This window comes from Natrinema saccharevitans (assembly GCF_001953745.1).
In the GTDB taxonomy this organism is placed as follows: Archaea; Halobacteriota; Halobacteria; order Halobacteriales; family Natrialbaceae; genus Natrinema; species Natrinema saccharevitans.
In genome coordinates, this window is record NZ_LWLN01000001.1 from 71,655 (window position 1) to 84,599 (window position 12,945).

At 64.2% G+C, this 12,945-nt stretch carries 16 protein-coding genes; 5 read left to right on the forward strand and 11 right to left on the reverse strand.

Annotation, left to right across the window (positions count from 1 at the left end):
• Positions 1-74: 74 nt before the first annotated feature.
• Together A6E15_RS00415 and A6E15_RS00420 are read right to left on the reverse strand one after the other, a co-directional pair.
• Complete coding sequence (locus tag A6E15_RS00415; RefSeq protein ID WP_076142886.1) at positions 75-1,733, reverse strand: acyl-CoA synthetase; 1,659 nt, start codon at positions 1,731-1,733, stop codon at positions 75-77.
• 90 nt (positions 1,734-1,823) lie between these two features.
• On the reverse strand, positions 1,824-2,054 hold the full coding sequence (locus tag A6E15_RS00420) for a hypothetical protein (protein ID WP_076142887.1): 231 nt from the start codon (positions 2,052-2,054) through the stop codon (positions 1,824-1,826).
• A 111-nt stretch (positions 2,055-2,165) separates the two neighbouring features.
• Here A6E15_RS00420 and A6E15_RS00425 point away from each other — a divergent pair, with 111 nt between their 5' ends.
• Positions 2,166-2,711 carry a Rieske (2Fe-2S) protein gene (locus A6E15_RS00425; protein ID WP_076142888.1) on the forward strand — a complete coding sequence of 182 codons (546 nt, stop codon included), beginning with the start codon at positions 2,166-2,168 and terminating at the stop codon, positions 2,709-2,711.
• A gap of 106 nt (positions 2,712-2,817) precedes the next feature.
• On the forward strand, positions 2,818-3,267 hold the full coding sequence (locus A6E15_RS00430; protein WP_076142889.1) for a response regulator: 450 nt from the start codon (positions 2,818-2,820) through the stop codon (positions 3,265-3,267).
• 24 nt (positions 3,268-3,291) lie between these two features.
• Here the strand turns inward: A6E15_RS00430 and A6E15_RS00435 are convergent, their stop codons facing one another.
• From A6E15_RS00435 to A6E15_RS00445, 3 genes are all read right to left on the reverse strand, one after another.
• Positions 3,292-4,170, reverse strand: coding sequence for a TIGR01548 family HAD-type hydrolase (locus A6E15_RS00435; RefSeq protein WP_076142890.1), 879 nt, complete (start codon positions 4,168-4,170; stop codon positions 3,292-3,294).
• A 54-nt stretch (positions 4,171-4,224) separates the two neighbouring features.
• Positions 4,225-4,845, reverse strand: a complete 621-nt coding sequence (locus tag A6E15_RS00440; RefSeq protein WP_084177318.1) for a DUF3267 domain-containing protein — start codon at positions 4,843-4,845, stop codon at positions 4,225-4,227.
• A gap of 63 nt (positions 4,846-4,908) precedes the next feature.
• Positions 4,909-5,313 carry a UPF0146 family protein gene (locus A6E15_RS00445; RefSeq protein ID WP_076142892.1) on the reverse strand — a complete coding sequence of 135 codons (405 nt, stop codon included), beginning with the start codon at positions 5,311-5,313 and terminating at the stop codon, positions 4,909-4,911.
• A 39-nt stretch (positions 5,314-5,352) separates the two neighbouring features.
• On the opposite strand from A6E15_RS00445, the gene A6E15_RS00450 reads away from it, so the two are divergent.
• A complete protein-coding gene (locus A6E15_RS00450; protein WP_066302752.1) occupies positions 5,353-5,874 on the forward strand; it encodes an archaemetzincin family Zn-dependent metalloprotease in 522 nt (173 codons plus the stop codon).
• A 48-nt stretch (positions 5,875-5,922) separates the two neighbouring features.
• Here A6E15_RS00450 and A6E15_RS00455 read toward each other — a convergent pair whose 3' ends face one another.
• From A6E15_RS00455 to A6E15_RS00480, 6 genes are all read right to left on the reverse strand, one after another.
• Positions 5,923-6,189, reverse strand: a complete 267-nt coding sequence (locus A6E15_RS00455) for a hypothetical protein (RefSeq protein WP_076142893.1) — start codon at positions 6,187-6,189, stop codon at positions 5,923-5,925.
• Between the two features lie 88 nt (positions 6,190-6,277).
• Positions 6,278-8,092, reverse strand: a complete 1,815-nt coding sequence (locus tag A6E15_RS00460) for a ribosome biogenesis/translation initiation ATPase RLI (protein WP_076142894.1) — start codon at positions 8,090-8,092, stop codon at positions 6,278-6,280.
• A 1-nt stretch (position 8,093) separates the two neighbouring features.
• Positions 8,094-8,411, reverse strand: a complete 318-nt coding sequence (locus tag A6E15_RS00465) for an EMC6-like membrane protein (protein WP_076142895.1) — start codon at positions 8,409-8,411, stop codon at positions 8,094-8,096.
• A 176-nt stretch (positions 8,412-8,587) separates the two neighbouring features.
• Positions 8,588-9,676 (reverse strand): hypothetical protein, encoded by a 1,089-nt coding sequence (locus tag A6E15_RS00470; RefSeq protein ID WP_076142896.1) that lies wholly within the window; start codon positions 9,674-9,676, stop codon positions 8,588-8,590.
• Positions 9,677-9,678: 2 nt separating this feature from the next.
• Positions 9,679-10,251: a DUF7344 domain-containing protein gene (locus A6E15_RS00475; protein ID WP_076142897.1), complete on the reverse strand. Its 573-nt coding sequence runs from the start codon at positions 10,249-10,251 to the stop codon at positions 9,679-9,681.
• A gap of 416 nt (positions 10,252-10,667) precedes the next feature.
• Positions 10,668-11,210, reverse strand: a complete 543-nt coding sequence (locus A6E15_RS00480; protein WP_076142898.1) for a hypothetical protein — start codon at positions 11,208-11,210, stop codon at positions 10,668-10,670.
• Between the two features lie 530 nt (positions 11,211-11,740).
• Between A6E15_RS00480 and A6E15_RS00490 the strand changes: the two genes are divergently transcribed.
• Both A6E15_RS00490 and A6E15_RS00495 read left to right on the forward strand, forming a co-directional pair.
• Positions 11,741-12,373: a hypothetical protein gene (locus A6E15_RS00490; RefSeq protein WP_139326549.1), complete on the forward strand. Its 633-nt coding sequence runs from the start codon at positions 11,741-11,743 to the stop codon at positions 12,371-12,373.
• Positions 12,373-12,936 carry a hypothetical protein gene (locus tag A6E15_RS00495; RefSeq protein WP_076142901.1) on the forward strand — a complete coding sequence of 188 codons (564 nt, stop codon included), beginning with the start codon at positions 12,373-12,375 and terminating at the stop codon, positions 12,934-12,936. Before A6E15_RS00490 ends, A6E15_RS00495 begins: the two co-directional genes overlap by 1 nt.
• The last annotated feature ends 9 nt before the right edge of the window (positions 12,937-12,945 follow it).

Consider the following 12,945-nt stretch of genomic DNA (forward strand, 5'->3'; position numbering starts at 1 on the left):
AGCGGTTGGCATTCGGAAACAATAAAACCGGCCGTGACTGTCACCGCGCCGAGGGGTTCGACCGCGCTCGAGGGTTACTCGTCGGCTCCGTCGCCCTCGCGCAGGGACCGGCGACGGATCTTGCCGGTCGTCGTCGTCGGCAGCCGCTCGACGAACTCGATGTGTTTCGGATACTCGTACTCGGCGAGGCGGTCCCGGACCCGGTCGCGAATCTCCGCGCGGAGGTCGTCGGGGACGTAGTCGTCGACGGCCGGCTTGACGAAGGCCTTGATCGCCTCGCCGCGGGTCTCGTCGGGGACGCCGACGACGCCGGCCTGCTCGACGGCCTCGTGGGCGAGGACCGCGTCCTCGACTTCCGTCGGCCCGACGCGGTAGCCGCTGGTGAGGATCACGTCGTCGGCTCGCGAATGGAACCAGACGTAGCCGTCCTCGTCGCGCTCGACGAGGTCGTCGGTCAGGAACCACCCCGAGTCCGTCCGCTTGTTCGCCGTCTTCTCCGGCAGGCCGTGGTACTCGTCGAAGAAGACCCGCCGATCGGCCGGCTTCACCGCCAGTTCGCCGATCTCGCCGCGCTCGAGGCGCTCGCCCGTCTCGGGGTCTAACACCGCGATCTCGTAGCCGGGCAGGGGCTTGCCCATGCTACCGGGGCGGGTGTCGAACCACCGCGAGACGTTCCCCACGACGAGGTTGAGTTCGGTCTGGCCGTAGAACTCGTTGATCGCGACGTCGTCGAACGTCGATCCGACCCAGTCGACGACCTCCGATGTGAGCGGCTCGCCGGCCGAGGCGAACGTCCTGACCGAGAGATCGTACCGATCTTCGGGGTCGTCGACGCCCATCAGCAGCCGGAGCGCGGTCGGGGGCATGAACGCCTCGGTCACGTCGTGGCGCTCGAGCAGCTCGTAAACGTCGTCGGGATCGAACTCGTCGCGGGGCCAGCCGACGACCGAACAGCCGTGGTGCCAGGCCGCGAACAGCGTGCCGCCAAGCGCCGCGCCCCACGCCCAGTCGGCGGGCGTCCAGAGGGTGGCCTCGCCGTCGGCCAGCCCGCCGTCGAAGTAGTTGGAGGCCGCGGCGGCCCGCCCGAGCCAGAGCGCGTGGCTGTGGCGGACGCCTTTCGGCGGCCCCGTCGACCCGCTCGTGTACATGATCGCCGACGGCGTCTCGGGCGTCGACTCGTAGACGTCGATCCCGGGCTCGTGGGCCGCGAGGAGGGCGTCGAACGCGTGGGCCCCGTCCGCGACCGAATCGCCGCCGTCGAGTTCGATCACGGCCTCGAGGGCGGGACACTCGTCGCGGATCTCGTCGACCGTCTCGCGGACGCTCGGATCGACGACGACCGCTTTCGCCTCGCTGTCCGCGAGCCGGTACTGTAAGGCGTCGCGCCCGAACAGGACCGTCAGCGGCACCGACACCGCGCCGAGCTTCCAGTTCGCGAGGTGCGTGATCGGGTTCTCGGGCTTCTGTGGGATCACGACGCCGACCCGATCGCCCGCCTCGACGCCGAGGTCGGCGAGCGCCGCGGCGAGCCGATCCGACCGCTCGTCGAGGTCGGCAAAGGAGTAGGTCTCGAGGCCGCCCCCGGAGGGTTGGTACCGCAGTGCCGTTTTACTCGCGTCCTCGTGTTTTCGGAGGAAATCGACCGCGGGGTTGTATTCGTCGGGGAGGTCCCACGAGAACGAGTCGCGGGCCCGTTCGTACGACGCGAACTCCGGCATGACTGTCCAGCTCATGGCTCGTGATATCGAGGCCAGCACATAGCCTCTTTCGACACGCGCGAAAGTCATCGAGGGCGAGGTCGATGGGCCGACCCGCGAGCCCGGTCACTCCTCGTCGTCGGCCGACTCCGCTTCCTCGGCTGACTCTGCTTCCTCGGTCGACTCCGCTTCTTCGTCTCCCTCGCCCTCGACCTCGATCTCCGCTTCGACCTCGATCGATAGTCCGTCGGCCTCGAGTTCGCCCTCGAACTCGCGTTCGTCGCCGACCTCGATCTCGAGTTCGTTCGAGTCCACTTCGACTTCGACCTCGACGTCGACGGTGACTTCGTTGTCCATACGTCCCCTTCACTCGGCGCCCCTAAAGTGGTGTCGCGCGTTTTTGAGCCACGAGCACGACCCGCCACAGCGGTGCGGAAGGTATTTTTAGGCCGGCCGAAAAAGACAGGTATGGCCGACCCCGTCCGGGTGACAGTCGAGGACGACGACGAGGCGACCTCGGTCCGGATCTACGACGACGAGGGCGACGTCTCGACCGACGGCGCGACCTTTCGGTTCAGCGTCGACGGGGACGGAAGCGGCGACGACACCGGCGAGAGACCGGCGGGGATCGATCCCGACCGCGAGCCACGCTACGTCGCGCCGCTGTCGGCCGTCCCGACCGACGGAACGCTCCGGTGTGAGGCCCGCCGGGATCGTCGCGGGATCGAACTGATTCTCCGACGACGCGGCGACGCAGTGACCGCGTGGCGCAATTCCTGTCCCCACAAGCCCGAGGTCCGACTCGATCCCGGCCCCGGCGCGATCGTCAGGGACGACCACCTGGTGTGTCACGAACACGCCGCTCGCTTCGACTGTGACGACGGCGTCTGTACGGCCGGTCCCTGTCGGGGCGACGCCCTCGAGGAGATCGCGGTCGCCGTCCGCGACGGCGACGTCTACCTGACGGACGACCGCTTCGACTCGTGTCGGCGACTCGACGAGCCACTCGAGTAGTATTTAAATCGGACGATTGCCGTCCGATACGGAGTATAGGCCACGAACGATTACTCCATGTCCCTCCAACAGTGCATTTCTTCCCTTTCCGTTGCTAAAACACTCCATGTCTCTACCTACCGCGGACGCGGTAACTGTCCTGTTAGTCGAACCCAACCCCGGTGACGCCAGGTTGTTCGCCGAATCGTTCGACGACGCCAACATCGCCAGCGACATCCACACCGCCACCGACGGCGAGAGCGCTCTCGAGTTCGTCCACCAGCGCGGCGACCACGCCGAGAGTCCCCGGCCGGACATGATCCTGCTGGACTTCCAGCTCCCCGATGTCGACGGAGCTGACGTCCTGTCGGAACTGAAGTCCGAACCCGCACTGCGTTCGATCCCCGTGTTCGTGATGACGAGTTCGGCCTCGGAGGAGGACATCGCTCGCTCGTACGATCTCCACGCCAACGCCTACGTCCAGAAACCCGTCGATCCCGAGGAGTGCATCGAGCTCGGCCGCTCGTTCGAGGACTTCTGGCTGACGTTCGTCCGGCTTCCCGGCGACGGCTCCTGACGCCCCGGGTTTCGCTCACGCCGACTACTCGAGCAGGTCCGGGACGGCGTTGATCGACTCGGCGACCGCCGCCGCGCCCTCGTCTTCGTACTTCCGGCGGCCTTCCCCGCCGGTCAGGCCGCCGGTGAGGACGCCGATTCCGCGATACTCGCGGCTCGGATCGGCGTCGCTCGCGTTGACTGCCGTCCGAACGTCGTCCAGCGTGTCGCCGACGAAGACGACCGAATCGGCGTCGAACCGCTCGGCCAGCGTCGTCAGCGCCCGCGGATGCGGCTTGCCCTCCTCCCAGTCGTCCATCGTGAAGCGATGCTCGAGCGGGACCGCGTCGTCGAGGCCCACCCGCTCGAGGGCGATCTCGGCCTCGGCCGCCGGACGGCCCGTCAGCACGCCCACGTCCCACGCCGCGAGCAGCCGATCGCGCGCCTCGGGCTCGAGCAACACCGGTTCGTCGTGGATAAACCCGGGCGTCTCTCGGTCGAGGTCGGGCTCGCCGCCCTCGAGCCCGCGGTACAGTTCGTCGCCGAGATACAGTTGCTGGAAGACGTCCCGCAGCCGCTCGTGGTCCAGGCGGCCGGTCACGCGCTGGGTGGCCCGCGCGCCGATCCCGTCGCGAACGACGCTCTGGGCCGCCTCGAGGCCGCCGCCGTTCGCGGCGATCCCGTCGGTGAAGGCCTGGACGGAGTCGCTATAGCCCTCCTCGGTCGCGAGGACGTAGAGCGCGGCGGCGTCGGTCAGTTCCCAGTCGTTGTTGAACCCGCCCGCGTCTTTGAACCGCTGGATGTCGGCCTTGCGGATCGTCCGATCGTAGACCGCCTCGACGGACTCGACGATCGCTCGGCGATAGGAGTCGGCGACGTCGACGAGTACCCCATCGACGTCGAGTACGACGGCGTCTGCGTTCATACCCGTCCCGATGGACCGGCGGGGATAAAGGGGTCCGGTTTCGGACGGCCCGTATCAGCCGAGGCCGACGGTCCACGCCGCCGCGACGAACAGGGCGGCGGCGTAGGCCACGTCGGCCCACAGTCGCGAGAGCAGGTTCGCCAGATAGATCACGGCGACGATCGGCACCCCGACCAGCACGCTCGGCGACCGTCGCCACTCCGCCCGCGATCGGTTCCAGAGCGTCCGCGCGTCTCCCGTACTCGGAAACGCCTGCGTCCCGATCGCGAGCCCGAGCCAGCCCAACACCGCCGCGGCGGCCACCGTCGACCGCGGAGCGTCTCCGATACCGTCGACTCCCGCGACGATCGTCGCCAGCCCGACGAAGCAGCCGAACGCGACGACAGTGTTGACCAGAAACGGCGCGACGCTGATGACGAACGACTCCCGGTAGCGATCGGGCTGTCCGTGGCGGACGTACCCCGGCGGATCCCCGAGCCCGAAGTATTTGACCTCGAGGACGGGGACCCCGACGAGCCGACAGGCCGCCTCGTGGGCGAGTTCGTGGACGACGACGCCCGGCGCTGCGAGCAGTCGAAGCAGAAGCCCCAATAGCGCCTCGAAACCGAGGACGACCGCCGCCAGCGCTGTGACCGCGACAACGGCCGCGAGGACGCAGGTACCCCCCGGGTTCACGATCGCCGAACGGTCCCGTATCCGTATAATTCTTGGCCTCGAGACCGTCGGCGCATCGACCGTCTACTCTCCGCTGGCTCGAGCGACGTACAGCGTGCCCGTCCCGATCGTTTTCCGCTCGACCGGCACCGTGGGCGGGTCGCCGCCCAGCGTCGTAAACAGGAAGTCGGCGTCGGCGGTCCGGGCGACCTCGAGCGCGGGACGATGCAGTTCGGGCGGCAGGTTCAACGCGTAGATCGCGCCCGCGTCCGCGTAGACCGACGGCTCGGGGTCGACGATATCGTCGCGGACGAACCGGACGCCGTCCGGAACCGCCCGCTCGTGGACGTCCGTCGCGGTGACGGTGGCCCCGCGGTCGACGAGCGCTCGCGCTAGATCGGTCCGGCGGCCGATCCCGACTTCGACGACGCGATCGTACTCCGCGAGGACCTCGAGCAACGCGTCGGGATTCCGGCGAGAGTGGGCCACGGCGGGACGTTTATGCTACCCGCGGTCATAGCCCTTGCTATGCTCGTCGATATCGTGCCGGTCGGCAGCGTCCCCGCCGAGGTCAAGCGGGCGGCCTCCGCCGCGTTGCGATCGGTCTACGACTGCGACGTGTCGATCAACGACTCGCAGTCGGTCCCCAACGGTGCCTACGACTCCGACCGGAACCAGTACTCCGCCGAGACCTTCATCCAACTCGCCGAACGGGTCGGTCGCGGCCAGAAGAACATCGCGATCACCCCCCACGACCTCTTCTATCGCCGGCGAAACTACGTCTTCGGACTCGCCTACCTCGACGGCAGCGGGAGCGTCGTCTCGACCTACCGGCTGCAGACCTCGAGCGACGGCGGCTTCTCGAACCAGAGCGCCGCCGACATCTTCGAGGACCGCGTCCGCAAGGAGATCGTCCACGAGATCGGCCACACCTACGGCCTCGAACACTGCGACAACAACCGCTGCGTGATGAACTTCTCGCCGACCGTCCGCGAGGTCGACATCAAAGAGGAGAACCTCTGTGGGAGCTGTCAGCGACTGATGGGTTGACTCGACTCTCACCCTGTTTTCTCGATACCCGGTCTCGGCTCCCCATTCTCACGACAGGACGAACAGGACCGCACCGACGAGCCCGATGCCCGTAAACGCCATCGCCGTCCAGAACGGGACGGGACCGGGTTCGGGGTCCACGCCGTCGGTCGAGAGCGACTCGGCTGCGACCCCCAGCGTCTGTCCGACACCGCTGACCAACAGTACTCCAGCGATGGTACTGCTCCCGCGTCTGGCGAGCAGTAGCAACGCGACCGACGTGAGGAGACCGCCGGTAACGGCGATCGAGAGCCGATAGAGTCGGGCCCTGTCCATAGCCGTTCGACACGCTTTCCGCCAAAATAGTTGGATTATAAACACCTTGGCCGGCGGCCGGCTTGAGACCGAACTTCGAATCCCGGCGTCAGGGCGCGTAGTAGTACTCGCCCTCGCTTTTCTGCTGGCGGTCCAGCTGGGACTCGGGCTTGTTGATCCGCGGTCGGGACGTGCGCTCGTCGCGGCGGAACGTGACCTCGAGGTTCGCGAGGAACTCGTTCATGCCGTCGCGCATGGACTGGGGCTGGCCGGCACGACCCTGAACGGCGGGCTCGCCGTCGAAGACCATCAGCCGGTCGGCGAGCAGGTCCATCATGTAGATGTCGTGGTCGATGACCAGCACGGTGGCGTCTTGCTGTTCGGCGTAGCGCCGGATCGCCTTCGTGGCCTGGACCCGCTGTTCGACGTCGAGGTGGGCCGAGGGTTCGTCGAGCAGGTAGAGGTCGGCCGAATCGGAGAGACAGGCCGCGATGGCGACCCGCTGGCGCTCCCCGCCCGAGAGATCCGAGAGGTTCTGCTCCATGATCCGCTCCAACTGTAGGGGCTGGGCGATCTCGGTGTTCCAGTACGAGGAGCCGAACTGGTCGGTGATCGACGAGAGGAACGCGTCGACCCGCATGTGCTGATCGATGGTGACGTACTGGGGCTTGTAGGAGATGTCCAGATCGAGGTCGGCGTCGCCCTCGTCGGGCTCGAGGTTCCCTGTTAACAGTTTCGCGAAGGTCGACTTCCCGATCCCGTTGGGACCGACGACGCCCAGAACTTCGTTTTCCCGGATCGTGCCGCCCTCGACCTCGAGGGTGAACTCTCCGTCGCCGTAGCTCTTGGTGAGGTCGGGGTACTCGACGAGCGTATCGGCGCGGCTCACGCTCCTGGGCGCGTGTTCCTCGAACTCGATCGGGTTCGGTCGGATCCGCATGTTCTCGTTGTCGAGATAGCCCGAGAGGTACTCGTTGATCCCGTTGCGGACGGACTTCGGCGAGGTGATGACCCCGTACGCGCCGGGCTCACCGTAGGCGACGTGGAGCGTGTCGGCCAGCAGGTCCAGGATCGCGAGGTCGTGTTCGATGACCAGCATCGACTTGTCCTCCTCCTCGGCGAGTTCCCGGATCAGCCGCGCTGCGGTCACGCGCTGACCGATGTCCAGATACGGCGTGATCTCGTCTAAGAAGTAGAAGTCCGTGTCTCGAGCCAGCGTGGCCGCGATGGCCACCCGCTGGAGTTCCCCGCCCGAGAGGTCGTCGATCGACTGGTCCATGACCGGTCCGATCTCGAGGCGCTCGACCAGCGAGTCGAGGGCACCGCGCTCGTCGGTTCGCTCCAGTAGCTCGCGGGTGTTGCCGTCGAAGCTGTTGGGGATCTGGTCGACGTACTGGGGCTTTCGCGAGATCGTCACGTCGCCGTCCCGGACGTCCGCGATGTAGTCCTGCAGTTCGGTCCCGCGGTAGGCTTCGAGTACCTCGTCCCAGCCCGGCTCCTCCTCGTGGCGGCCCAGGTTGGGCTCGAGTTCGCCGGCCAGAATGCGGACGGCGGTGGTCTTCCCGATCCCGTTTGGCCCCAGAATACCGGTGACCCGCCCCTCCTGTGGGGCGGGCAGGCCGTACAGCGAGAAGGCGTTCTCGCCGTAGCGGTGAACGGGCTCGTCCTGCAGTTCCTGGGGGAGGTTGATGATCTCGATGGCGTCGAAGGGACATTTCTCGACGCAGATACCACAGGTCTCGCCCAGACAGATCTCCTCGGAGATGTGGATCTGTTCGGGCTGGCCCTCGGCGGCCTCCTCACCGCGGAGGGTAATACACTCCTTGCCGGTCCGGTTGGGCGGACAGTAGTTCTTGCACTCGTAGCCACAGCGATCGGGCTGGCACCGATCGAGGTCTACGACGGCGATGCTGTCGTCGGCCATGTTAGCCCGTGACCTCCGCAGTCAGCAGGATTCCCCACGTCACGAACCACAGCGAGAAGGTCATGAACGCGACGAAGAGGTAGTGTTTCGTCCCGAACTCGTCGTCGCCGTAGATCCCCGAGACGTTGATGACGACGTACTGGAAGAGGATCGCGCCGAGGACGAACGCGAGCGCCTGCGTATCCTGGGCCGCCTCGGCGGTGGTCCCGACCCAGGTGGTAGACGCAAGCGCCGCGCCGACGCCCAGCAACGCCGACATCGCGGTGACGCTGACCGAGCGAATGTGTTCGCGTCGGTCGCTGATCGATTCGGTCGACATGGACCGAACTCTGTCGCCGGGAGTGAAAAGGAATTCGCATTGTGCGGCTCGGTGCTCCTGCCGAACTGGCCGTTGAGAGTTCCCCCCCCCTCTATTTATAAGTTTTACAGGCAGTCAAGGCGAATGCCCCGGGGTTGAAGCCGACACTCTGTGGCACTAACTCGTCTACGAACCGTCTAGCAGTCATCTACGTACGACCCTGCTGTGTATCCCCCGTTAAACGCAACGTTACAACCGGTGTAGATCGTTCCATCGACCGTCACATCGTCATTGAACGTGACTGAGTCTCCAACGTAGAGATCTCCCCCAACAGTAACCTCTTTGTTCAGTTTGCTGTTGTCTCCGATCGAGACGTCACCGCCAGCGCTGACTACTTTGTTTGCAGTGTAGTCGTCTCCTACGGTGAAGTCCCCTGTCGCGTTCACCTTTTTGTTCGTTTTACTGTTATTACCTAACGAAATATCCCCGCCAGCGTTGATCTCCTTGTTCACTTTGCTGTTATCGCCCATCGAGATGTCTCCACCAGCGGTGACCTTTCCGTTCGTCTTGCCGCCGTCGCCGATCGAAATATCGCCGCCGACGTTGACCTCTTTGTTCGCAGTGTAGCTACCCCCGGTAGTGAGGCTACCATCTGCCGTAACTCGACCGTTCGTCTTCCCGTTATCGCCGATCGAGACGTCCCCGCCAGCGGTGACTTCCTTGTTTGCCTTTCCGTTATCGCCGATAAACACGTTTTCATCGGTGTCGATCCCGTCGTTCGCTTTGCTGCCGTCTTCGACGACGACATCACCGTCGTTCGGTTCATCCGGAGGTCCGCCAGTGCACTCGTAGTCGACCGTAACGGGTAATGTCGCTTGCTCGATTCGGAGTGACCCCCCGTCTCCAAACGCCTCGACGACGGTGAGAACGCCGGATTCACTTCCGCCTGTACCTCCGCCGTCACACGAAATTACGACTGCCGAACTCCCTCCCGCGGGTATCTCGCTTGGCAGTTCTCCCTCGACTCTCAGATCGGACCCCGTAGTATCGGCCAGCTCGAGTGTCAAATCTGTGCCGGCGTTGTTCCGAATCGAGACGGGAGCCTCGTCGTTCGGTCCATCCAGTGTCAACTGTGTCGAACTAACGCCGATCAACGCATTGCTACTGGCCGTACTGACACCAACCCCGCGATCCGCCGCCAGCGTACTGAACCCGAATACCGGGCCCGACAGTAGCACCGTTCCCGCGAGAATGAACACGACCGCGAGTTTGCTGATCGAATTCATAGTCACGGCGGTCGTTCCATCTCGCCGAGTCGCATCCGCCGCGTCTGTGTCACGTGGACGATTGCCGACGCGGCAAACAGCGCGAATACCAGCGTCGCCCATCCCAGCTTCGGGATCGGTTCCGTCGGCACGACCTCGAGCCACAACCCAGCTATCACGACCGCACCGACTGCCGACAGGCCTAGATAGTAGACGCCCCACGGGACCGAATCGCCCGGGACGATGTCCAGATAGACGTCCAACTCGGCGGCCTCGTCGGTGAGTTCGATCGTCCGATCGTCGAACTCGATGACGTCTGCCCGCTCGAGCGTCGGGAGGTGTGTCTGCTGCAGCGAGGTGTAGACCCGCTTTCGCTCGGCGGAGGTGATCTCCTCGACCTCTTTCTCGAGTTCCCAGGCGGCGACGTGTTCGGCGAGATCGCCCAGCGTGACGGGACCGTCTTCGCGCTTGCAGTAGTGGATGGTGTACCGTCGGCGCCGGTTGCTCAGGAGGTCGAATATTTCCCCTTCCCTCGATTGCTCGTCGCGGCCCGCCGGATCCGTTTGGGCCGGTTGGCTTTCGCTACTCGTCGCCATCCCCTGTTCGGTATGATTTACGTGACTGTTGATACATAACCCTTGTTGCCGAGTAAGGCTGTGTCAGCGCGTCTCAACCCCGCTTTCGGCGGGTACAGTGGGACCCGAATCCGCTGCCGTCGGTCGCTTTCTTCGCCGCCACGTCGGCGATGTTCGGCTCCGATCCGTTCGGATGTCTCCATGGCGGGACGCATAGACGAGTGGTAATTCTTGGGACGGAGAACTGCTCTCGAGTGCTAACGGTGTTCGGGTCTGTAGTTCGGTGAGCGCGGTCCACTGTCGACTCACAACGGGTGAATCGAGAACTCGAAGCCGGTTCGGTTGGACCGGTAGCGTACGGACCGAATCTGTCGGGATCGACTGCCGTCGATCGGTCGGCCCCGCGTCGGCGATACCGTCCCCGATCGGAGTCCGCGTTAGTCCGGAACGCACTCGACGTCGATCTCTCGCTCGAGGCCGACCGTGACGGTGCCGTCGCTGAACACGCCGTCCACAATGATTGTCCCGGATTGCTGTTGTTGATCGCCGAATCCCCAGTCCCCCTCTGCAGGACAGCTAAAGTCCCCGAGTACGATGCGAATCCCGTTAGGAGTTTGATCGTATCGTACTCCGTTTCTGCGAGTCATATCGGGTCCTTGGAAATTAACGGACAACGTTTCCATAGTTAATTCGCCAGATGGTGCGTTATCTTCTAACAAAACTGCTTTTCTGTCGTTGTACCGGTAAGAACTGCACCCTCCGAATAGACAGAAACCGCCACCGTTGCTGTCCCCGCTTTCCAGCGTGACCGTCCTGTCTGAGGTCGAATAATTGAGGCCGAGCAGGGCATCGTCGTCACTGGCCGTTTCGATCTCAACCCCGCGGTCGGCGAGCGTCGCGTCGAACGCGCCGCTCGAGACGGCGACCAAGATCGCCCCGCTGATGATCAACCCGACACCGAGATAGATGCTCCATCGCATGGTCGTGGGTTTCGAACGCAACTCCGGCTATCGCGGTCGGAAGGCGCGGTGGCTCCAGTTCGCGACGGGCCGACTCCGACGATACCGCGATTTCGCCCCGATATCGACGCCATCGTCGTTCTCGAGCGACCGTTCGAATTCGGCCCGACGGAGCCGCCGCCGCGGAGTCGACGACGGCGACGAGCGACGCGCCGGTCGCGGTCATTCACACCTTCCTTACTGAACACGACCCCCAAAGAACCTGCGGATCGTTCGTTCGTTCGTGCGGAGAACAGGCTAGACGTACTCCGACCGGCCTCGAGCGTTCGAGAACGATCGTTCGTATCCGCCCCAACCTCGTGACATCTTCAGGGACTTCTTGCCCCGGAGAGACGGATATACCCGCCGTTCAGGACACTCTTGAACCGTCGTATGGCTGGTCTTTCCGGTCTTCCGGTCACTCAATACAAAGTGGGTGATGTTCGTGGACGAGAGTAAGAACCGCTTTGTCGCCCTCGCTGGGGCACTCGGCGGGAACGGTGATCATAACTATGAGATTGAATCGACGCAACGTGTTGCTCGGATTGGGTACGATCGTCGCCGGCGGCGGTGCTGCACTAGGAACAGGCGCGTTCAGTAGCGTGGAAGCCGAACGGACGGTTACCGTCGAGACTGCTGGTGACGCAAGCGCGTTCCTTGGCCTCGACGCAGATGATGCGTACGATGTCGGTACTGATACGGTCCAACTCAACCTCGGGTCCGGCGGGAACGATGCCGACGGGAGCGGCCTCAATATCGACGCCAAAACAAGCTGGGAACCGATGCTTGCCGTCCAGAACAACGGAACGCAGAAGGTAACGGAGCTAGAGTTCAGCTACGATGTCGCCAATAATGACGGGAGCGGCAATACCTTTAGCCGAGTCGAGGTCGGCAGTGTAACAGCCGATAGTAATGAAATCGGAATCGAATTTCAGTACCGTGGCGATCACTCCTTCGGGAGTACCGATGGGTTCGAGCATGGGAGTTCCGAGTCGTCGAAAAGCAACGAGCCGACTTCCGGAAATCCATTGAACACTACCAATATTGCTGCTTACGATCTCGTCATCGATACGCGTGGAAGCAACGTCGACTCGAGTACGTCACTCGACGTGACCGTGACGATCACCGCGTCGACCGAAACGTAATGAAAAGACGAAACGTCGTACTCGGCCTCGGGACGATCGTTGCGGGCGGGGGTGCCGCGCTCGGAACGGGCGCGTTCAGCAGCGTGGAAGCCGAGCGGACGGTTACCGTGGAAACCGCCGGCGACGCGAACGCGTTTCTCGCACTCACGCCGGCAAGCGGCGCAAGCGAGTACGTCGACGATAGCGGAGACACAATCGAAATCGACATCACCGGCAACTCGGAGGGCGCAGATGGTATCAACCAGAACGCCCTCACATCGTTCGACGAACTCGTCACCGTCACGAATCAGGGGACGAACGACGTCAATAGTATCACGCTCACGATCCAGGGGGACAACGGCGAGGACGAGCTCCTGACGCCGACCCCGACGAGTTTCGGTGATGGCGATTTCCCCGATAACGGTAATGCGTCCGCGTTAGCGCCCGGCGAGGCGGTCTCGTTCGGCCTCGACATCGAACTTCGCGCGGACCAGATCGACGACACCGTGGCCGCATACGACAACGGCGATATCGACAGCGCCAATTTCGAGCCGGCGATTCTGATCGACGCGACGGCGGCGTGACGACCTCGA